Consider the following 20,200-nt stretch of genomic DNA (forward strand, 5'->3'; position numbering starts at 1 on the left):
CCTTTATATTTCTAGCAAACTCTCTCGTAATTTTCAACCAATTTTGTGATTCAACAATAAAAAAAACTAAGGTAAATGAAACAAAATTTTCCTTACCTATAATTGTATGATGGATTATTTATACTTTGATATTTCATTTAAATTAATATATCATTATAGTCGTATATTTTTGATAGAATTTCTGCTTGTAATATTATTATACAACGCAAAAAATACCAAAACATACGATACGAATCGTTAATCTAAAGCTTCCTTCCTTAAGGGTATAGCTATAATTAACGGATGTAATCATACACGAAGAAGGTGGATTTAGTGCAGCGGTTTCTAAAATGGTTTGCTGTTTTAACAACGATTGGAATGTTATTCGTTTTGCTTGGTGGTGCATTAGTTACCAAGACTGAATCAGGAGCTGGATGTGGTGACTCGTGGCCATTATGCCATGGACAACTTGTTCCTAGCAACATTACCCCCGAATTAATTATTGAATTGAGTCACAGAGTCGTATCTGGTGCTGTGGGAATAATGGTTCTTACATTATCTGTGTGGGCTTATAGAGCGATCGGTCATATTAGAGAGGTAAAGTTTTTATCCATACTATCATTTACTTTTTTATTATTACAAGGCTTGATTGGGGCTGCCGCTGTAGTTTGGGGCCAATCTGATGCGATTCTAGCATTACATTTTGGTATATCCCTTATATCCTTCGCCTCTGTCTTTCTATTAACACTCTTAATATTTGAAGTTGATCGTAAATTTAGTGTTGATTCCGTTCAATTAAATAAAGTTATGTATTTTCATATCTATGGAATTACGATTTATAGTTACTTAGTTGTCTATACTGGTGCATTGGTTCGTCATAAGAGTGCTAGTCTAGCTTGTCCTGATTGGCCAGTTTGTAATTTTGACAACCCTGGGTTACCGACCACTACATATGAGTGGATTCAAATGGGGCATCGGTTAGCCGCGGGAATTATCTTTATCTGGATAATCATTGCAGTTATACATGCGGTAAGACACTATAAAGGACAACCTGTTATTTTCTGGAGTTGGGTAATCTGTGGTACCTTAGTTACATTACAGGTGATTTCAGGAGCTACTATTGTTTACACAAATCTTAATCTATTCGTTTCACTTGCTCATGCATTGTTTATTTCTTGTCTGTTCGGTGTACTAAGCTACTTAATATTAATTGCATCACGATGTAGAAGTAAAAAAATCAACAGTGCGAGTGATATAAACAAACAAGACAATGATCCATCGATTACATCATAAAAGGGAAGGGTAGTCCAATTAAGTCTAAGACTTTTTCGGACTACCCTTCTTTTAGTTTAACAATTTTATCAAAGTATGTTTTTATATAGATTGTTGCTAGCAAAGCCGCAGGCTGAATACACTCCGCGTCCGGCGGGTGACCAGTGAGCCTCCTCGTCGCTACTGCTCCTGTGGGGTCTCACTTTGGTCACTGGTCCCACTGGAGTCTACGTGTATTCAGCCTGCTTGTATGACCAGTTTAATTTAGTTAGTGTGAGCTATATTTCGAAGCGAATCTCGGTTCGGTATACTGCACTTTTTCTTTTGTTTTCTGACTATAGTTATCATGATAATTAACAAACATTGATACATTTACAAGAATCCCCATAGAAAGTAGTAACAAAATCAAAGAAGAGCCTCCATAACTAATAAAAGGTAGGGTAACACCTGTAATCGGTATAATACCAGTTAAACCTCCCAAATTAATGAAGGCCTGTATTGCAAGCATTGAGGATATACCAATCGCAAGGAGGCTTCCGAAAGGATCTTCGCATTTTCGAGCAATCATGAACCCTCTCAGTATAATGAATAAAAGAAGCAACAAAACAAATAAAACACCAACCACACCCAATTCCTCAGCTATGACAGCCATAATAAAATCGGTATGTGCTTCAGGTAAATACCCAAATTTTTGAACACTCTGCCCTAACCCTAAGCCGGTAAATCCTCCAGAACCTAAAGCAATATAAGAATTTACCAATTGATAACCAGCATCCTCTTCCGTTTCAAACGGGTCGATAAATCCATGAAACCTTGACATTCTTTCTTCTGTAAACACTTTGTCATATTGCATCATAATAATGGGTGAACTAATACCTATACCTATCATCGCTAGCAATGCCAACTTAGTCAATGTCTTACCACCCATTCCAGAGCAAAGAATAATTGTGACAGCAATCATCCCAATGATAAAAGCTGTTCCTATGTCTGGTTGGATAGCAACAAAGCCACATATTATCAAAGTAAATAGAATCGGTGGCATAACTGCCTTATCAAATTGATCAATATAGGACTGCTTCTTAGCGTATACCGCAGCTAAATAGATAATTACACTTAATTTTGAAAACTCAGAAGGCTGAATACCTCTTGTCCCTAACATTAGCCAGCTTTGAGCATTATTAGCGGTGTGCCCAAATGTATATACAATTACGAGCATTCCTATTGAAAATAAAGCCATTGCAATTAACAATTTCGTATATGAATACGCCTTATAAGGAAAAGCCATGGTAGCTAGGAATCCAAGGAATCCAAGAATTAGGGAAAATTTCTGTCGATCAAAGAAAAAGGTTGGATTACTAAACTTTGTTGCAGCTAAAACCATACTAGAACTATATACCATCACTAGTCCGAAAAGACAGAGTAAACAAACTGCTATGATTAAAGGGTAATCATAAGATTTAATTATTCGTTTTAACATAAATATCGCCTCTAACATTATAAAGAATCAATATAACCATTTTACTATACTTCTTCGATTTAAGATGCATTTATCCTGCAATAACTTCAAACTTTCATATAAAAAAAACCATAAAAAAACTCAAACTAGCTTTTAGTTTGAGTAGTTTGTTTTATTTCCGGGTAGAAGCATCATGCAAAGAAGATAATTCATGTTCTAATGTATCTAAAAGATCTTTTCCTTCTGAAACTTCAATTAAACCTAACCTTACAGCAAAATCTATTTCCCTTGATAACCCAAACATTTGAGTATCTAAAACTTCTTCGTATAAAGGACATTGAGGCATTGTGAGGTTATCCATTTGAACCTTTATCAATTTTAATATTTTATCAGCATCAGCTTTTAATATAGCATATGCTTTTTCACGATGATCAATTGCAATCTCAGACGCCAAGTTAAAACCCCTCCGTTCACGAGCGATTACCTTTTCTTATCTATAAATATTAACTCTAATATAGTAAAAAAGCAAGGAAAATCAAACAATATAATATGGTAGTGAAGTACTAATATATCATAAGATTTTTTAAAAGATAAATAAACAATTATCTGGAAAAACCAATTAACTTAAACACTTTCATAATAAAAAGGATTTATAACATGTGACAAACTAATTTTAATTCCTTATACTTTAGGAAGGAAGGTGGTATTTAAGGTGGAGACTATAATTTTATTGACAGGAAATGTCAAATATAATATTACATTAGACCCTGGTGTCTGGATTTTCGATGATAGGAAAGTGGATCTTACTACATATTTTGATTCTGAAAAAAAAAGTGAAAATCTTATAGAAAAATATACAAAAGAGGTTTCTGCACATTGGGACCGGGAAATTAAAGAAGGAGCTATTATACCTCCAACTACCCAATCAGAGAAAAAATTTAAAAAAACTGAGATCTTAAATGGAACATTCGGGATTCATTTCCATGACTTTCTAAAGCACTCTTCACCAACTCAGGATGCAAAGAATTTGAAAATAGTCACAACAACTGAAACCGTAGTAATTTCATTACAAGAAGCATTTGATGCAATTCTTGGATTTTCACTGAATGGAAAACCCTTAAAAGAAGATGGGCCAGTTCATTTTTACTTTGGTGACGGTTCTAATAGACATAACCCTATTAAAGGTATAACTAAATTTATTATTGAGTAGCATTAAGTAAGAGGGGCTACCATCATTTAACAAAGGGTAAGTCCCCTCTACATTGTTATAAACTAAATAATCTTAAAGCCTAAGAAATTAACCATTATAATAAGTCAGCCGCAAGTTGTGCTAGTCCCGAACGCTCTCCTTTAACTAAACGAATATGACCTGCTATTTTTTGCTCTTTAAATTTTTCAACAACGTAAGTGAGCCCATTGTTATATTCATCTAGGTAAGGATGATCAATTTGTTCAGGATCCCCCATCAATACAATTTTGCTTTTCTCTCCTACTCTAGTCAAAATTGTTTTTACCTCGTGTTTCGTTAAGTTTTGTGCCTCGTCAATAATAATGAATTGTTCTGGGATACTTCTTCCTCGTATATAAGTTAGTGCCTCAACCTCAATGGAACCCATTCCAGCAAGTATTGCATCAAGTTCTCCCGGTTTTTTCGTATTAAATAGATACTCCAAGTTATCATAAATTGGTTGCATCCATGGTCTTAGTTTTTCTTCCTTTTCACCAGGCAAGAAACCGAGATCTTTTCCAACTGGAACAATTGGTCTGGCTACTAATAGCTTTTTATATTCACCCAAATCTTCTGTCTGCATTAAACCTGCAGCAAGTGCCAAAAGTGTTTTTCCTGTTCCCGCCTTACCTATCAAAGTAACTAACGGAATATCTTTTCTTAGCAATAGTTCGAACGCCATTGTCTGTTGCGCATTTCTTGATCTGATTCCCCATATATGCTCATGATTAAAGATTAGTTTTTTGACCTTCTTACCTGTTGAATCAACAACACCTATTGCAGATGCTGAACCACCTAAGGAATCCTTCATTACGATGAACTGATTTGGATAAAATGGGTGATTAGTTAATTCTGTTACATTCAATTCACCCTTTTCGTAAAACCTATCCAAGAGGTCATTATTGATATAAAGATCAATTAAACCGGTATAAATGTGATCAACTTCAACAACACGATCACTTAGAAAATCCTCAGCTTGTAATCCAAGAGCGTCTGCTTTCACCCTAACTAACGCATCTTTACTAACAAGAATAACTGGTCTTCCATTTTCTTTTTCTTCTTCTTCAAGTGACAAATTTTTAGCAACCGCCAATATGCGATTATCATTTGTCTTTTCTACGAAGATATCCTGTAATTGATGAAATGATCGGTGGTTCAATTCAATTCGAAGAACACCACCATTTTCCAATGGTATCTTTTCATGCAATTTACCAGTTTCTCTCATATTATCGATTAATTTAGAAACTTGTCTTGCATTTCGCCCTATTTCATCCATATACCGTTTTTTTGAATCCACCTCTTCTAACACAACCGCTGGAATGACTACTTCATTATCTTCAAATGAAAAAATGGACCTCGGATCCTGCAATAACACATTCGTATCCAATACATAAATTTTACTCAAACTTTCGCCCCCTACTCCGACTTTTTTTTCTGTAATTAAGGGTGAAAAGAAGTCCACCTAGTTTCTATGTTGTATGATTTTCTCTTGGGTTCTTCATTATTTTCAACGAAGTTTAAGATGAATGGACTGACTATTGATAAAAATATATGTAAACATGCATAAAGATAGAAGAAATATTAAACAATAAAAAAGAAAAATATATAGTTTTCAAAAAAAAAAGAGATTTAGGAACTTATAAAAATCCAAAAAGATTTGAGGAGGGACTTCGTGAAGAAAATACCAATCCTTTTTATAGTGACAATAATACTATTGAGTACTGGATGTGCAAATAATAAAGATCAAGCTACCCAAGATCAAGATGATCGTATCCATGTAAAAAATACAACAGATCAGCATGTTGACAAAAAAACTGGAAAAGAGATTGCAGCACATCTTGTAGACCTTGCTTCAAGCATACCTGATGTAAATGATGCAACCGCTGTTGTGCTTGGACATTATGCAGTAGTTGGTATTGATGTTAATTCAAAAATGGACAGATCAAGAGTAGAATCGATTAAATATTCAGTCGCTGAGAGTTTAAAGGATGACCCACATGGTGCAAATGCAGTCGTTATAGCGGATGCAGATACTGTAGAGCGCTTAAGACAAATGGGTAATGAGATTCAAGAAGGCAGACCTATTGGTGGTATTTTAGATGAACTTGCACAAATTGTGGGAAGATTAATGCCAGATATCCCAAGTGATATCATTAATAACGAAAACGTAGATCCAACAGATACAAATAACAATCAACTCGAAGGGTCTCAACAAAAAGAACTAGAGAAAGAACAACAGGATCAGTCAAAGAACCATATGAAAGACCAAAACTAAATTAAACTCTAAATAAGTATTAGGCTGTTTCGTATAAATTGTTACTTTGAAAGCCGCAGTCTGAATACACTCCGCGTCCGGCGGGTGACCAGTGAGCCTCCTTCGTCGCCAAAGCTCCTGTGGGGTCTCACTTTGGCCACAGGTCCCGCAGGAGTCTACGTGTATTCAGCCTGCTTATAACTAACATTTCAATTTTGTAAACTTTGAGAAAACAGCCTTTACTTATAATAGCCTCCCTTTAATGCCTCCATCACCTGCTTATCAAGTTTTGCAGCAGCCAGAGCGTCATATGTCTTTTCATAAACTGGTTCTAAGGAAATCTTTGAACCATAGAACATTATATCTCTCACTTCTTGTATCGATAATCTAGCAGCCGATAATTTTAATGGAACTCCTTCAAGTATTTCTTTTACAATTTCCGTTTTGCCACTTATTGAATAAATAGAATCGTTAGCAATTAATGTGATGACAACATGCTCATTTTGCAGAATATTTTTTACAATCTTTGAACGACTATCAATTGCAAATAATATTTGCTTTTCATCTGAAGCGAACACCCAAGAGATAGCGTTTACATTAGGGCCTCCTGTAACATGATCTATCGTTGATATAGTTACTAATCGCTCTCTTTGTAAATAATTCTTTAAAGAATCTACTAATCGATCCTCTACTTGATTCGCCATAAAAAAAACCTCCCGTTTTTATAATCATCATACCCTTTCTTTATTTCATATGAAAGAGATTTAAGTAAAATCCTGTTTAGTTAACCAATCTATCATGTTATACTTAATTAAAAGATTTACCATGAAATGTAATAATCGAAATTGAATTTTTTAAGAGGGGTTTAAAATGAGAGTAAAATGTGTGATTTGCGATAAAATCGAAAATATAAAAGATGAATCTAGTATAGCCAAACGATTGAGAAATAGACCTATTCATACATATATGTGTGATGAATGTAATGCCCGAATTGAAGAACGAACAAAACAAAGAATTGATACAGGGAAATTTAAATTATATAGAAAGAAACAAACTGAAGAAGATTGGTAAATAAACCAAGCAAAAATTGACTTGGTTTATTTTTTTTGGTAATTTTTATATTTTTCAGGTTCTTGTTCAATTTGATTGTACATTATATCAATTAACTCAATTGGAAATCTTGTTTTTTTCGGCTCATCTTGAAGCAAATAAGAAAGATGGTAAAACGTATCGTCTTTGATAATCTTAATATCGGTTACACCATGTTCCTTAATTAATATTTGATCAAACAGCTCATAGGTTTCTATTGCTGCATGGTCATCTGGTCTTGCATCTGCAACAATCTTAATCGTAAGCCAATTATATAGAGCATCCTGAATCGAATTCACCCTCAATCACTCCTCTACTCTATAGGTGGAACATTTTGTTTCTTAGATTGGTAAAGACGCACTTTGTATATGATTAATATAAGAGCAGCTACTACAAGCCCTTCCGTTACAGGTAAGAATATCCCTAAAAACGTTAGGATCGTGCATCCTAATCCTAAAAACAGATAAATCAAGACTGACTTTAAAATGGGCAACTTTTGAGCAAATCCTAGCTTGTAAACTAAAATAGATAATCCGAAAATAGTCAGGTAGAGGAACCACATATTTAAATCGGGATTTTCATCCACTTTATACAAACTAGCAAAAAAGGATAAGCGATCACTTATATCCACGTAAATTCCTCCTTTAATTCTCATATAAACGTACCAAAAAGATAAATGGATAACAAGTCTTTTACTCAAAAAGAAAAGCGCAAGCGCCTTGTTCAGCCTCAGACAGGCATAAGGCGAAACACGCAGGAAATCTTGATTTCTGGAGTGATTTGACTTATGACCCCGAAGGGCTAGGCGCTGGAGCTAGACACTAAAACTTAGTTCAAATTTTATGCTTTCCTATAATTACAAAAAGGAGAGAAATAAATCTCTCCCTTCAGGCTGTTGAGAAACGCTCGCATTCTTCGTTGCAAACCCTCGCTCGGTGCTCATTACCCTCATGGTAACTCCGCTCCTCCCGAGGGTTTACGCCTCGACTTCAAGCGTTTTCAATCAGCCTGATTTTCCTAAGTAATACTTTGTCTAAACACTGAAAGGAGAGAAATAAATCTCTCCCTTCATAAATGGTATTATTATTTTGTTTCAGCCATTTTCTTTTTCTTAGCTGCTTTTTCACGCTCATTCTTGTCAAGAATCTTTTTACGTAAACGAATTGATTCTGGAGTAATTTCACAATACTCATCTTCATTCAAATACTCTAAAGATTGTTCCAATGACATTAGACGTGGTTTTTTCATACTAACTGTTTGATCTTTATTAGCAGAACGAATATTTGTCGCTTGTTTCATTTTACAAACATTTACTACTAGATCGTTCTCACGATTGTGCTCCCCAACTATCATACCTTCATAAACATCTACACCAGGTTCAATAAAGATAACTCCACGGTCTTCAATTCCCATGATACCGTATGATGAGCCTTTTCCATTTTCCATTGAAACTAGAACACCCTGGCGTCTTCCGCCAACTTGACCTGGTTGCATAGGTTGATAGCTATCAAATGAGTGATTTATAATCCCATATCCACGAGTAAGTGATAGGAATTCTGTTGAATAACCAATTAGCCCTCTAGCAGGAACCATAAAGATTAAACGAACTTGACCACTACCATTGTTAATCATATCAACCATTTCACCTTTACGGGCACCAATTGATTCCATAATTGCACCTGTATGCTCTTCTGGTACATCAATTTGTACTCTCTCAACAGGTTCACAACGAACACCATCTATGTCTTTTACAATAACTTCTGGCTTAGAAACTTGCAGTTCATAACCTTCACGTCTCATATTTTCGATTAAAATAGATAAGTGAAGTTCACCACGACCTGATACTACCCATGCATCTGGAGAATCTGTATTCTCAACACGTAAGCTTACATCTGTTTCAAGCTGTGCTCTTAGTCTTTCTTCAATCTTACGAGATGTTACGAATTTCCCTTCACGACCAGCAAACGGGCTGTTATTCACTAGAAAAGTCATTTGTAGAGTAGGCTCATCAATTCTTAATACAGGAAGTGCATCTTGGTGATCAACAGGACATACTGTTTCACCAACGTTTATATCTTCCATACCAGATAACGCTACAAGATCTCCTGAAATAGCTTCCTCAATTTCAACTCGCTTTAGTCCAATAAAACCAAAAAGCTTCGTTACTCTAAGTTGTTTAACAGTTCCATCAAGCTTCATTAATGCAACCTGTTGGCCAACTCTCATAGTTCCACGGAACACACGACCAATTCCAATACGACCAACATAATCGTTGTAATCTAATAAAGCAACTTGAAACTGAAGTGGCTCCTCACGGTTATCGATTGGTGCAGGAATATTATCAACAACCATATCGAACAATGCTTCCATGTTCTCATCTTGCTTTTCTGGATTAGTACTAGCCGTACCATTAATTGCTGATGCATAAACTACTGGAAAGTCTAACTGTTCTTCAGTTGCGTCTAACTCGATAAATAAATCAATAACCTCATCAACTACCTCTGATGGTCGGGCAAAATCACGGTCGATTTTGTTTACAACCACGATTGGAGTCAAGTTTTGCTCTAATGCTTTCTTTAAAACGAAACGCGTTTGTGGCATTGTACCTTCATATGCATCAACAACAAGTAATACACCGTCAACCATTTTCATAATACGCTCTACTTCACCACCAAAATCGGCATGTCCAGGCGTATCCATAATATTGATTCTTGTCCCTTTATAGTTGATCGCAGTATTCTTAGCTAAGATGGTAATTCCACGCTCACGCTCTAAATCATTTGAATCCATTGCACGTTCTTCTACCTGCTCGTTCGTTCTGAATGTCCCTGATTGATGTAGTAGTTTGTCAACTAGCGTTGTTTTTCCGTGGTCAACGTGGGCAATAATTGCGATGTTTCTTATGTCATTACGAATATTCAACCTCTGTCATCTCCTATATTTCCATTAATTTAAGTAGACGAATGAAGCCTAAATCTACAATTGTACGACTTATTAAATGGTTTATAATAAATTCCACATAAAAAGTGGTCCAGATTTATAGCTTAAATTTAGTCTAATTAGCAACTTTTTCAATAACTAAAACATTATACCATAAACATACTAGAAATGATGAATGTTATTTTGTTAAAATAAGCTTAAGAATTGTAAATTACGCATAAATATACCTTTTGGTATCATTTTTTGCGACTATTGTTATAAAAAATTTCAGAAAAAGAGGTGTTCAAGTGAAATCAATTAATGTAACTATGCTTATTTTTTCTTTTATAACTGTGTTTCTCATGATGGTTATTGGTATTGCCGTAGCTGAAAGAAGTATTTTAGGTATTATTATTTCCATTATCGCTGTAATTATAGTCACAGGTTTTGGTTTTGTTACAAAGAAAAAAATGCGCGAAAAAAGTACCTTATAAAATAGGGTACTTTTTTCAAACTGTTTTACTTTTTAAGTATATAAGATGATATGATTTCATCATGAATCTTAGTTTTTGCAACCAAGACACTGTTTTCTTCCAATAAGTTTACTGGTTTACCTTCGAGATTAGTTAATCTCCCACCAACTTCCTCAATAAGAACTATACCAGCCGCAAAATCCCAAGATGATAGTCGCATAGTCATATATGCATCCAGTCTTCCTGTAACCACGTATGCAATTTCAAGAGCAGCTGAACCATATGATCTTGTGCCTCGAACATCTTTTATAAGAGGTGCTAAAATTTGTGGATTTATTCGAGTGTTTTCGGTTACCCAAGTCGCATTTATACCAATAACCGCTTCACTTAAATTAGTGTCTCTGAGATCGGGAATCCTTGCATCATTTACGTATGCACCTTCCCCTTTGATTGCATGATATAATTCATCATGCACTACGTCATAGATATAACCTAATTTCCCGATACCGTTCTCAAATACAGCTACGGAAATCGCAAAGTTTCTTTGCTGATGAACAAAGTTCATCGTTCCATCAATAGGGTCAATAATCCAAATAATTCCTTCTAAATCTGTAAGCTTGTGACCAAATCCTTCTTCGCCCAATATTTTGTGTGAAGGGTATGTGTGATTAATATTTCTAATAAAGAATTGCTCTGTTTCTTTGTCCATATTTGTTACGAGATCATCTGCATTTGATTTAGTTTGTATGGTTAATACCTCTTTAAAAGACTCTCGTATTTTCTCTCCTGCTTCGGTAATCCACTGTTTAGCATATGTATCAACTTCATGCCAATTCATCATTGATCTACCCCACTTTACTAAAGTAACATTATTCCCTTTAGCTTACTAAAGTGTGTAGAGGAAATCAAGTATAAGTACATATCATTGAACAACAATAATATAGTAAAAAAGCACAAAGATCGAATGATCTTTGTACTTTTCATTGTTAAAGTTAGATTAATTACTACTTAGCCCCAGAAACAGCCCATTTTTGTAATTCATGATGAAAACCAAAAACTTTCGGTTTTCCAAATAAGACATCATTGGATACCGCTGAGTAATCACTATCTGAGTAAAGAGAAATATATGGTAACTCATTATGATGAATCTCTTGCAATTCATTATAAATTTCTTTCCTGACTTCTGCGCTAGGCTCTGCTTTCCCAAGAGTTAATAGTTCAGTCACTCTTTTATTTTCAAAACTCATAAAATTGTAAGTACCGTTAGGAGCATAGAGAGCGGAAATTTCAGGGTCAAGTGTAAATGTAAAACCAATTAAAAGTAGATCAAATTCACCAGCCGCTCCTTTTTGCATAATAGTCGGAAAATCATAAGTAGTCATCTCAACCTTCAAACCAATCGCTTCTAAATCTTGTGTGATTAAATCTGCAGATTGTTCACGAACTTTGTTACCAGTTGGTACAACTAACTTAATGGTTTGATCAAAATCCCAACTAACTTCCTCTAGCAACTCTTTTGCTTTTTCTTGGTTATACGTGTAAGATTCCACATCTTTATTCAAGTATGGACTTACTGAAGTATAAGGACCGTCCACCACTTCACCATTTCCCTTTAGTAAGTTATCAACAATTTTCTGACGATCGAGCGCGTAAGTTATAGCTTGACGGACCTTTACATCTTTTATTGTCTCTGTATTAAACATCATCGTCTGAAAACCAATTGTAGGCTCAATACTTGTCGTAATATTTTCCAGCTTATCAACAGTTTCATAATCAGTCGGGATGATTTTCCCGATTCCACCGGCAACATTCATATGAAGCTCACCAGTTTGAAGCTGTGCAACCATATTAGCTGCAGGCATAATTTTTACAAATAGCTTTGATAATTCAGGAGCCCCTAAGTAGTAGTCAGTGTTAGCTTCAAACTCAACATACTGGTCTTTAGCATATTGAACAAATTTGAAGGGACCATTTGTAACAGTTGGCTTTTGCATAAATGGATGCTGTGATAACTTTGCAGGATCAACCTCACCTAACACATGCTTAGGCAATATTAGCAACTTGGCACCTAGCTGTTCTTTAATCATGTTAGGGTCTACTGGTTTTACTGTTTTAAATTGGATCGTCTTCTCATCGATAATCTCAACAGAAGGAATTTCCGTCTCACCTTCAGGTAATTTCCCTCCTGAATCAAGTCCTTCAAATGTTGAAATATAAGCACCAACTGAAGTTTCAACTAGTGGATTTGCTACTAAGTTGAATGTGAATTCTACATCTTCAGCACTAACTGGAGTACCGTCTGACCATTTTGCATCCTTATTTAGTTTTATTGTAAATGTTTGATTATCTGTCGTTTCAAATGATTCTGCTAACTTAGGTTCAAAGTTTAATGCACCGTCCATTTCTAAAAAACTTTCAAACATAAACTTTTGAAGGAACACAGCTGCAACATCTCCAGAATTTATTGGATTGAATCCTGTAGGAGGATTAACCATCCCAAGGAACATAGTCCCACCACTTGAACCTGCTTCATTAGATGAACCAGAAGTTGTTGTTTTTTCCTCTCCACTACAAGCTGTTAAAAGAAATAAAGTTAGAATTACGAATAAATTCATTGCTAGCTTAACAGTTTTCATAATTTGCCCCCTTCGATATGTTTATACATTCGATTAAAATAAAAATATTAATCTATATAGTTGATCTTATTTTAAATTTTTAGGATCCATTGCATCTCTTAACCCATCACCCATGAAATTTATTGATAATACAGCCAGTAGAATCATTACTCCAGGCGGGATCCATAGCCAAGGTTGGGTAGACAATACAGTCAAAGACTGGGCTTCATTCAACATATTCCCCCAACTAGCTGTAGGTGGTTGTACTCCCATTCCTAAAAAACTTAGTGAAGCCTCTAGAATAATCGCTGAAGCAATCCCAAAGGTAGCATTAACTAATATAGGTGCTAGACAATTAGGTAAAATATGTTGAAATACAATTTTAGGAGTTGAATAGCCTAACGCGACACTAGCCTTAACATAATCCATCTCTTTAATTGATAAAACACTACCTCGAACTAAACGGGCAATTGAAGGCCAACCTAACAAACCAATCACTAAGATAATATTAAAGAGACTTGGACCCATAATGCTGACCAATACCAGAATAACCATTAAATAAGGAAATGACATAAAAATGTCGGTTATTCTCATAATAATCATATCTACCCATTTACCAAAATAGCCTGCAATTGCACCCAGTATTGTTCCGATTACAACATATATTGCTACAGCGCCTATACCGACAGAAAGTGATACTCTAGATGCATAAATTAATCGACTCAACAAGTCCCTTCCAACTTGGTCTGTTCCAAGTATATGTGTGGTCGATGGACTTGCTGCAAATACAGCATTAATCTTGTATGGACTTAAAGGCGCTATAAGTGGTGCCAATATGGCAGTTAATACGATTAAAGTAAATACAACTAAACCAAAAACTGCTAGTTTATGCTTAAAAAACCTTTTTCTTATTAATTGTAAATAACTTTCCTCCTCACCTAGATCTTCAATTGGTTTTAAAGGCGGATATTTATTATTTATTAGTAAACTCTCTTCAATCTTCGCTTTTGCCATTGACATTCAACTACCTCCCTCCATAGCATTAGTTATACTTAATCCGAGGATCTGCAACAGAATATAGAAAATCAGCAATTAAATTTGACCCTAATACGACAATCGCAGCCATAAAGTTAATAGCCATTAACGTCGGATAATCACGTGATCCAATGGATTGTATGGTTAATTGCCCTAAACCAGGCCATTGAAAGATTTGTTCAGTCACAACTGCTCCTCCTATTAACAGAGGAATATCAAGACCAATCACTGTGATAATTGGGATTAAAGCATTCTTCAAAGCATGCTTATTTGTGACTACAAATTCCCTCAACCCTTTTGCACGAGCTGTTCGTAAATAGTCTTGCCCAAGCACCTCGAGCATGCTAGATCTAACATAGCGCACCATATTGCCCGCTGAAGCAGTTCCTAATACTAAAGCAGGGAGAACTAAATGCTTAAACGTATCTACAATTCCTCCATCACCGCCAAGCGTATTCATTCCTCCAGTAGGTAGGACCTGAAATATAACTGCGAATACATAAATAGCTCCTAGTCCTAAGAAAAAGTTTGGAATCGATATCCCTAGAAATGAGACAGTCGTGGTAAAATAATCAATCCAAGAATATTGCCTGGTTGCACTTAAAATTCCAATTGGGATTGCAATTAAATATGCAACTACTAATGAAGCACCCATTAATAGAAGTGTAGGTCCGATTCGTTTCGCGATCATTTCACCGACAGGTTCATATGTAGAGAATGAATAACCAAAATCACCCTTTACAAGATTTTGGAGCCAATGGACATACTGGACATAGATTGGATCATTTAATCCTAGCGCTTCCTTTCTAATCTCTCTATCAGCTTCTGTTGCAAAGGGATTCACCTGCATATCAACTGGATTACCAGGTGCTAAATTCACAATAAAGAAGCTAAATATAGTTACTCCTATTAAGACAGGTATTGCGATAACTAGACGCCGAACAATATACTGAAACATCATATCCCCCCTAGCTTTTACGATATTGGAAAATGGCAAGCTACTGAATGTTCTATCCCATTTAACTCAGGTGTTTGCTCCCGACAAATGCTCTGAGCTATAGGGCATCTCGTATGAAAACTGCACCCTTTAGGAGGATTAGCTGGGCTAGGAACATCCCCTTCTATGACAATTCTTTTACGATTCCTAAGATGTGGATTAGGAATCGGATAAGCACTTAGTAAAACTTGTGAATAAGGGTGCTTCGGATTTTTGAAGATATCCTCTGTTTTTCCAATTTCCACAATCTTCCCTAAATACATAACGGCAATTCGATCACTGATATACTTAACGGCTCCAAGACCATGAGCGATAAAAAGATAAGTCAGATTGAACTCTTTTTGCAAATCTTTTAACAAATTAAGAACTTGAGCTTGAATTGATACATCTAGCGCAGATACTGGCTCATCACAAACAACTAATTTAGGATTCAATATTAACGCCCTAGCAATTCCAACTCTCTGTCTTTGACCCCCTGAAAATTCATGTGGATATCTAGCACGGTGACCTTTGGTTAAACCAACAATCTCTAATAATTCATCGACTTTCCTATTAACTTCAGCCCCATTAGCTAATTTATGTGCCAGTAAAGGCTCTGCTAATAAGTCCCCTACTCTCATTCGGGGGTTTAAGGATGAGTACGGATCTTGGAAAATGATCTGCATTTTGGTCCGAACTCCCCTTAATTCTGAACCCTTTATTGATGAAAGGTCCTTCCCATCAAAAATGACCTTTCCATCTGTAGGCTCTTCCAACTTAACAATACCTCGACCTGTCGTTGATTTCCCACACCCTGATTCACCAACTAGAGCAAGTGTTTCACCAGGATAAATATTAAAGTTAAGCCCATCTACAGCTTTTACATTACCAACTGTTCTTGTAATAATTCCTTTTTTTATTGGGTAATGAATTTTCAAATTTTGAACTTGCACTAACGGATCATTCATGTTGTGCTTACTGTTTTTATTCCTTTCCGAGTAGATGGTTGCGGTACTCATAATTTTACCTCCTTCCTTATATGTTTGTCGGAAGTTCCATGATCATTTACATATAACCAACACCTAACCTTATGTTGTAATTCTTTATCAACAGAAATAAGATTTGGTTTATCACTCAAACATTTTTTAGTTGCTTGGGGGCATCTTGTATGAAACCTACAACCCTCGGGCATATTTTGCAAAGTCGGTACTGAACCTGGAATAGAATACAATCGTTTATGATTTTCATATTCAAGATGTGGAATGGACTCAATCAGCCCTTTTGTATATGGATGTTTAGGCTCATCAAACAGAGTATAGACATCAGCTTCTTCTACAACTTGACCTGCATACATAACCATTACCTTATCGGCCATCTCAGCAATTACTCCTAAATCGTGTGTAATCATCATAATGGCGGTATTAGACTTTTCTTTTAATTGTTTCATCAATTCAAGAATTTGTGCTTGAATGGTTACATCAAGTGCAGTAGTTGGCTCATCCGCTATTAATAGCTTAGGCTGACAAGACAACGCCATTGCAATCATTACTCGTTGTCTCATCCCTCCAGATAATGCATGTGGGTATTCATCAACTATTGCCTCAGCCCTGGGGATCCCAACATTATTTAACATTTCTATCGCGTACAGCTTTGCTTTTTTCTTAGGCATCTTCATGTGTAATATAATTGATTCAATCATTTGGTTTCCAATCGTAAATACAGGGTTTAATGACGTCATTGGCTCCTGAAAAATCATTGAAATTTCATTTCCACGGATCGTTCTCATTTCAGCCTCTGTTAATTGAGTCAAGTCTTTTCCATTTAGTGAAACAGAGCCTCTCTTGATAAAGCCTGCCTTGCCAAGTAGTCTCATGATTGAAAGTGAAGTTACGCTCTTCCCACATCCTGATTCGCCAACAATACCAATTGTCTCTCCCGGATTTAATTGAAATGAGACTTCATCAACTGAAATCACTTCACCTTTTTCCGTTTTAAAAGCAGTTTGTAGTTTGTCTACCTTTAAGATACTCGTCACTAAAGTTCACCCCGAACATTATATTATAGTAATACCTCTTCCTTCGTCTTTTCTGATTGTTCAACTACATAATGATAAGCTAAGTTTAGAAAAGCCTTTCCGGCAAATAGCATTGCTTTTTCATCGAAATTAAACAACGGATGATGGTGTGGCGCATCCGCACCAATTTCAGTATTTTGAGCTCCTGTAAAGAAGAATGTACCTGGTCTTTCCTCTAAATAATAGGCAAAATCTTCACTACCCATAATAGGGCTCATTTCGAATACATGATTTTCTTCTTTCATTACTTGTTTAAAAACCTCTGTTTCTTCTTCATGATTATTGACTGACGGATATCCATTTTTATAAACTACTTCGTAGCTAGCATGAAAAGATTCGCAAACTCCCTTCACAATATGTTTTAATTCATTTTCCATATATCCTCTTAATTCTTTATCAAAAGTTCTGACCGTTCCTGTTAAACGAGCCGTATCAGCGATTACATTGTTTGCATTTCCTGCATGGAATGAACCTACAGATAATACCGCTGATTTCTGAGGATCAACACCCCTACTTACTATATATTGAAGTTGATTAACAATCTGAGTTCCGATTGCAATTGCATCAATCGTTTGATGTGGAGATGAACCATGTCCACCCTTACCTTGAACTGTAATATCAAATGAATCAGCAGCACCCATTGTATAACCTGAGCGGTATAGGTATGTTCCTGTTGGTGCTGAAGTGGTTAGATGAGTTCCATAAATGTAATCCACTCCGTCTAAACAACCATCTTCAATCATTGCAATTGCTCCACCAGGAGACAACTCCTCAGCATGCTGATGTATTAAAACAATATTTCCAGATATGTTTTCACGATGAGCACTCAATACTTTTGCAACTCCTAATAAAGTAGCTGTGTGACCATCATGACCACATGCATGCATGACACCTTCGACCTTCGATTTGTATGCTACCCCTTTTTCATCTTGAATTGGAAGTGCATCAAAGTCTGCACGAAATGCTATTGTTTTCCCCGGCTTGGCACCTCTTATGATTCCAACAACACCTCTTCCCCCAACATTTTTTCTCACTTCTATTCCATAGCCTTCTAAAATACTAACAATCATTATGGGAGTCTCTATCTCTTGAAAAGATAATTCTGGGTATTGATGCATGTACCGTCTCCATTCAACCATTTGTTCATACATACTTTCCAATTGGTCATGCCATTCTTTCAACATAAAAACTCTCCTTTTCAAATCGTTTTTAAAGTTAAAGTAAGATTTGTTACGAGTATACTTAAAGTTTTTTTATAAGACAACAAATTATTTTGTAAATTCAGAAAATTTAGTATATAATAAAAGCGCTTAACATAGTAGAAACACTTAGTTGTAACCACTTCCAAAAAATATTTTTTACTATGTAAGGAAAAGTTACAAGCTATGTTACTTATAAACTGCGTTTTTAAACATAAAAAAAGAACCTTAAAAGGTTCTTTTTCTAAAAATTATGCTTCTAAGTGAAGCATTTCTTGTCTTAGTCTTTCTAACTTCTGTTTACAACGCCTTTTTTTCTGATCATCGTTTTCCTTCATCGCATCATAAAGGGTAGCTAATTCATAATCTAATTCTAATCGAAGAACAGCAATTCTTTTCTCTCCATCATTCCTTTTAAACGTATTCATTACTTGTTTCATCCTTTAAGCACCCCTTCCATTTTTTTACACACACAGCTTGGTGATTTGTTTAAATTTTCAGTTTTTTATATATATTATGTTTACCTTGTCAACTATGCAACAAATATGTGCGTTAACCTATGGTGGATTTATTTATGAACTTATAATGCATCTATTTATCATTTAATATCATTTTATGCTAAAATATGATGAATATTGATACGGAGGTAAACAAATGGACTTTAATGGTTTCAAGGAAGCAGACTTTAAAGTATTTCAAATTGATGGGTTAGAACCAAGGATGGAGGCTCTTAAATCAACTATCCGACCAAAATTAGAGGCTCTTGGTTTTCATTTTGCCCCAACTCTATCTACATTAGTAGGTGATGAATTATTTCACCATGTAGCAAAACACGCTAGGCGTACCATAAATCCACCTAAGGATACTTGGGTAGCTTTTGCAAATAGTAAACGAGGTTACAAACAGCTGCCACATTTTCAAATAGGATTATGGGAAACACATGTGTTTATATGGTTTGCCATGATTTATGAAGCACCTAACAAAAAAGAATTTGGCCAAAAATTAAAACAGAAAGTCGAAGAGATTCAAGATATCATTCCAACACATTTTGTTTGGTCTGATGATCATACAAAACCAGAGGCTAAGTCATTAGATCAAGAAGGATTAGTCACTTTATTCGACCGTGTGATTAATGTTAAGAAAGCTGAAGTTTTATGTGGTCTTAATATTCCAAAAGCTGAAGCGATTGATATGGGAGAAAAGGAATGGATCAATTTAATAGATGATACGTTTAAGAAGTTAATACCATTATACGAAATTGCTAAACTAAATTCCAACAAATAAAAATAAAAAATTAGGGCATAAACCCTAATTTTTTTTAGCCTTTTATCTTTTCCGAAGAAGTTTCCTTTGCCTTTTTTAACAAAAGATAAGTTGAATATCCACTTCCCTCTTCAAAATCCTTACAAAGCTTCTTTTCTTCAGATTTCGATGGCACAATTTCTTTGAAACGCTGATAAGCTGCAATAAGAATATCCCTCTCAATCCCTTTCTCATATGCTAATTCAACACATTGAAAGAATCGGATTACATCAACAGTTTCATTCGTTTCCCAAGAATAATCAATTGGATATTGGTAATTCACATATATCACCTCTTTGTTTGTCTTCGACTTATTTTAGCATCTTTCT

The 20,200-nt window shown here is 35.4% G+C and carries 22 protein-coding genes; 6 read left to right on the top strand and 16 right to left on the bottom strand.

Annotated elements, in window-relative coordinates:
- Window positions 1-312 precede the first annotated feature (312 nt).
- Window positions 313-1,272 carry a COX15/CtaA family protein gene (locus BLQ56_RS04900; protein ID WP_139163069.1) on the top strand — a complete coding sequence of 320 codons (960 nt, stop codon included), beginning with the start codon at window positions 313-315 and terminating at the stop codon, window positions 1,270-1,272.
- Between the two features lie 247 nt (window positions 1,273-1,519).
- Here BLQ56_RS04900 and ftsW read toward each other — a convergent pair whose 3' ends face one another.
- A complete protein-coding gene (gene ftsW / locus BLQ56_RS04905) occupies window positions 1,520-2,728 on the bottom strand; it encodes a putative lipid II flippase FtsW (RefSeq protein ID WP_090850538.1) in 1,209 nt (402 codons plus the stop codon).
- 151 nt (window positions 2,729-2,879) lie between these two features.
- The gene (locus BLQ56_RS04910; protein ID WP_090850540.1) at window positions 2,880-3,161 is read right to left on the bottom strand and encodes an Fpa/YlaN family protein; all 282 of its coding nucleotides are present in this window, start codon (window positions 3,159-3,161) and stop codon (window positions 2,880-2,882) included.
- A 258-nt stretch (window positions 3,162-3,419) separates the two neighbouring features.
- Between BLQ56_RS04910 and BLQ56_RS04915 the strand changes: the two genes are divergently transcribed.
- Window positions 3,420-3,917, top strand: coding sequence for a molybdopterin-binding protein (locus BLQ56_RS04915; RefSeq protein WP_090850542.1), 498 nt, complete (start codon window positions 3,420-3,422; stop codon window positions 3,915-3,917).
- A 94-nt stretch (window positions 3,918-4,011) separates the two neighbouring features.
- Here BLQ56_RS04915 and BLQ56_RS04920 read toward each other — a convergent pair whose 3' ends face one another.
- Complete coding sequence (locus BLQ56_RS04920; protein ID WP_090850544.1) at window positions 4,012-5,340, bottom strand: PhoH family protein; 1,329 nt, start codon at window positions 5,338-5,340, stop codon at window positions 4,012-4,014.
- A 276-nt stretch (window positions 5,341-5,616) separates the two neighbouring features.
- Here BLQ56_RS04920 and BLQ56_RS04925 point away from each other — a divergent pair, with 276 nt between their 5' ends.
- Entirely contained in the window at window positions 5,617-6,210 is a 594-nt protein-coding gene (locus tag BLQ56_RS04925) for a YhcN/YlaJ family sporulation lipoprotein (RefSeq protein WP_090851303.1), read from the top strand.
- Window positions 6,211-6,428: 218 nt separating this feature from the next.
- Here BLQ56_RS04925 and BLQ56_RS04930 read toward each other — a convergent pair whose 3' ends face one another.
- Window positions 6,429-6,893 (bottom strand): pyridoxamine 5'-phosphate oxidase family protein, encoded by a 465-nt coding sequence (locus BLQ56_RS04930; RefSeq protein WP_090850546.1) that lies wholly within the window; start codon window positions 6,891-6,893, stop codon window positions 6,429-6,431.
- 166 nt (window positions 6,894-7,059) lie between these two features.
- Between BLQ56_RS04930 and BLQ56_RS04935 the strand changes: the two genes are divergently transcribed.
- Entirely contained in the window at window positions 7,060-7,260 is a 201-nt protein-coding gene (locus tag BLQ56_RS04935; RefSeq protein WP_090850548.1) for a YlaI family protein, read from the top strand.
- 26 nt (window positions 7,261-7,286) lie between these two features.
- On the opposite strand, the gene BLQ56_RS04940 is transcribed toward BLQ56_RS04935, so the two are convergent.
- The 3 genes from BLQ56_RS04940 to typA form a co-directional block, all read right to left on the bottom strand.
- The gene (locus BLQ56_RS04940) at window positions 7,287-7,577 is read right to left on the bottom strand and encodes a hypothetical protein (RefSeq protein WP_090850550.1); all 291 of its coding nucleotides are present in this window, start codon (window positions 7,575-7,577) and stop codon (window positions 7,287-7,289) included.
- A 14-nt stretch (window positions 7,578-7,591) separates the two neighbouring features.
- Window positions 7,592-7,909 carry a YlaH-like family protein gene (locus BLQ56_RS04945; RefSeq protein WP_090850552.1) on the bottom strand — a complete coding sequence of 106 codons (318 nt, stop codon included), beginning with the start codon at window positions 7,907-7,909 and terminating at the stop codon, window positions 7,592-7,594.
- 452 nt (window positions 7,910-8,361) lie between these two features.
- Window positions 8,362-10,200 carry a translational GTPase TypA gene (gene typA / locus BLQ56_RS04950; RefSeq protein WP_090850554.1) on the bottom strand — a complete coding sequence of 613 codons (1,839 nt, stop codon included), beginning with the start codon at window positions 10,198-10,200 and terminating at the stop codon, window positions 8,362-8,364.
- A 305-nt stretch (window positions 10,201-10,505) separates the two neighbouring features.
- Between typA and BLQ56_RS04955 the strand changes: the two genes are divergently transcribed.
- Window positions 10,506-10,691 (top strand): DUF5325 family protein, encoded by a 186-nt coding sequence (locus BLQ56_RS04955; protein WP_090850556.1) that lies wholly within the window; start codon window positions 10,506-10,508, stop codon window positions 10,689-10,691.
- 25 nt (window positions 10,692-10,716) lie between these two features.
- Here BLQ56_RS04955 and BLQ56_RS04960 read toward each other — a convergent pair whose 3' ends face one another.
- The 8 genes from BLQ56_RS04960 to BLQ56_RS04995 all read right to left on the bottom strand — a co-directional run bounded on the left by BLQ56_RS04960 (window position 10,717) and on the right by BLQ56_RS04995 (window position 19,009).
- Window positions 10,717-11,511, bottom strand: a complete 795-nt coding sequence (locus BLQ56_RS04960; protein WP_090850558.1) for an inositol monophosphatase family protein — start codon at window positions 11,509-11,511, stop codon at window positions 10,717-10,719.
- A 163-nt stretch (window positions 11,512-11,674) separates the two neighbouring features.
- Window positions 11,675-13,306, bottom strand: coding sequence for an ABC transporter substrate-binding protein (locus BLQ56_RS04965; RefSeq protein WP_090850561.1), 1,632 nt, complete (start codon window positions 13,304-13,306; stop codon window positions 11,675-11,677).
- Window positions 13,307-13,372: 66 nt separating this feature from the next.
- The gene (opp4C, locus tag BLQ56_RS04970) at window positions 13,373-14,299 is read right to left on the bottom strand and encodes an oligopeptide ABC transporter permease (RefSeq protein WP_386756442.1); all 927 of its coding nucleotides are present in this window, start codon (window positions 14,297-14,299) and stop codon (window positions 13,373-13,375) included.
- A gap of 28 nt (window positions 14,300-14,327) precedes the next feature.
- Entirely contained in the window at window positions 14,328-15,278 is a 951-nt protein-coding gene (locus BLQ56_RS04975; protein WP_090850565.1) for an ABC transporter permease, read from the bottom strand.
- Window positions 15,279-15,295: 17 nt separating this feature from the next.
- The gene (locus tag BLQ56_RS04980; RefSeq protein WP_274380204.1) at window positions 15,296-16,315 is read right to left on the bottom strand and encodes an ABC transporter ATP-binding protein; all 1,020 of its coding nucleotides are present in this window, start codon (window positions 16,313-16,315) and stop codon (window positions 15,296-15,298) included.
- On the bottom strand, window positions 16,312-17,331 hold the full coding sequence (locus BLQ56_RS04985; protein WP_090850567.1) for an ABC transporter ATP-binding protein: 1,020 nt from the start codon (window positions 17,329-17,331) through the stop codon (window positions 16,312-16,314). Before BLQ56_RS04985 ends, BLQ56_RS04980 begins: the two co-directional genes overlap by 4 nt.
- A gap of 23 nt (window positions 17,332-17,354) precedes the next feature.
- The gene (locus tag BLQ56_RS04990; protein ID WP_090850569.1) at window positions 17,355-18,554 is read right to left on the bottom strand and encodes a M20 family metallopeptidase; all 1,200 of its coding nucleotides are present in this window, start codon (window positions 18,552-18,554) and stop codon (window positions 17,355-17,357) included.
- 266 nt (window positions 18,555-18,820) lie between these two features.
- The gene (locus tag BLQ56_RS04995; RefSeq protein ID WP_090850572.1) at window positions 18,821-19,009 is read right to left on the bottom strand and encodes a hypothetical protein; all 189 of its coding nucleotides are present in this window, start codon (window positions 19,007-19,009) and stop codon (window positions 18,821-18,823) included.
- 214 nt (window positions 19,010-19,223) lie between these two features.
- On the opposite strand from BLQ56_RS04995, the gene BLQ56_RS05000 reads away from it, so the two are divergent.
- The gene (locus BLQ56_RS05000; protein ID WP_090850574.1) at window positions 19,224-19,853 is read left to right on the top strand and encodes a YktB family protein; all 630 of its coding nucleotides are present in this window, start codon (window positions 19,224-19,226) and stop codon (window positions 19,851-19,853) included.
- Window positions 19,854-19,887: 34 nt separating this feature from the next.
- Here the strand turns inward: BLQ56_RS05000 and BLQ56_RS05005 are convergent, their stop codons facing one another.
- Entirely contained in the window at window positions 19,888-20,154 is a 267-nt protein-coding gene (locus BLQ56_RS05005) for a UPF0223 family protein (protein ID WP_338011838.1), read from the bottom strand.
- Between the last annotated feature and the right edge of the window lie 46 nt (window positions 20,155-20,200).

It is taken from the genome of Litchfieldia salsa, from assembly GCF_900104555.1.
Classification (GTDB): Bacteria; Bacillota; Bacilli; order Bacillales; family Bacillaceae_L; genus Litchfieldia; species Litchfieldia salsa.

Bases quoted from the DNA above. Each gene is read 5' to 3' on its own strand.
- ftsW (WP_090850538.1), bottom strand. From the start codon at position 2,728: ATGTTAAAACGAATAATTAAATCTTATGATTACCCTTTAATCATAGCA.
- BLQ56_RS04930 (WP_090850546.1), bottom strand. From the start codon at position 6,893: ATGGCGAATCAAGTAGAGGATCGATTAGTAGATTCTTTAAAGAATTAT.
- BLQ56_RS04935 (WP_090850548.1), top strand. From the start codon at position 7,060: ATGAGAGTAAAATGTGTGATTTGCGATAAAATCGAAAATATAAAAGAT.
- BLQ56_RS04960 (WP_090850558.1), bottom strand. From the start codon at position 11,511: ATGATGAATTGGCATGAAGTTGATACATATGCTAAACAGTGGATTACC.
- BLQ56_RS04965 (WP_090850561.1), bottom strand. From the start codon at position 13,306: ATGAAAACTGTTAAGCTAGCAATGAATTTATTCGTAATTCTAACTTTA.
- opp4C (WP_386756442.1), bottom strand. From the start codon at position 14,299: ATGGCAAAAGCGAAGATTGAAGAGAGTTTACTAATAAATAATAAATAT.
- BLQ56_RS04975 (WP_090850565.1), bottom strand. From the start codon at position 15,278: ATGTTTCAGTATATTGTTCGGCGTCTAGTTATCGCAATACCTGTCTTA.
- BLQ56_RS04980 (WP_274380204.1), bottom strand. From the start codon at position 16,315: ATGAGTACCGCAACCATCTACTCGGAAAGGAATAAAAACAGTAAGCAC.
- BLQ56_RS04990 (WP_090850569.1), bottom strand. From the start codon at position 18,554: ATGTTGAAAGAATGGCATGACCAATTGGAAAGTATGTATGAACAAATG.
- BLQ56_RS04995 (WP_090850572.1), bottom strand. From the start codon at position 19,009: ATGAAACAAGTAATGAATACGTTTAAAAGGAATGATGGAGAGAAAAGA.
- BLQ56_RS05000 (WP_090850574.1), top strand. From the start codon at position 19,224: ATGGACTTTAATGGTTTCAAGGAAGCAGACTTTAAAGTATTTCAAATT.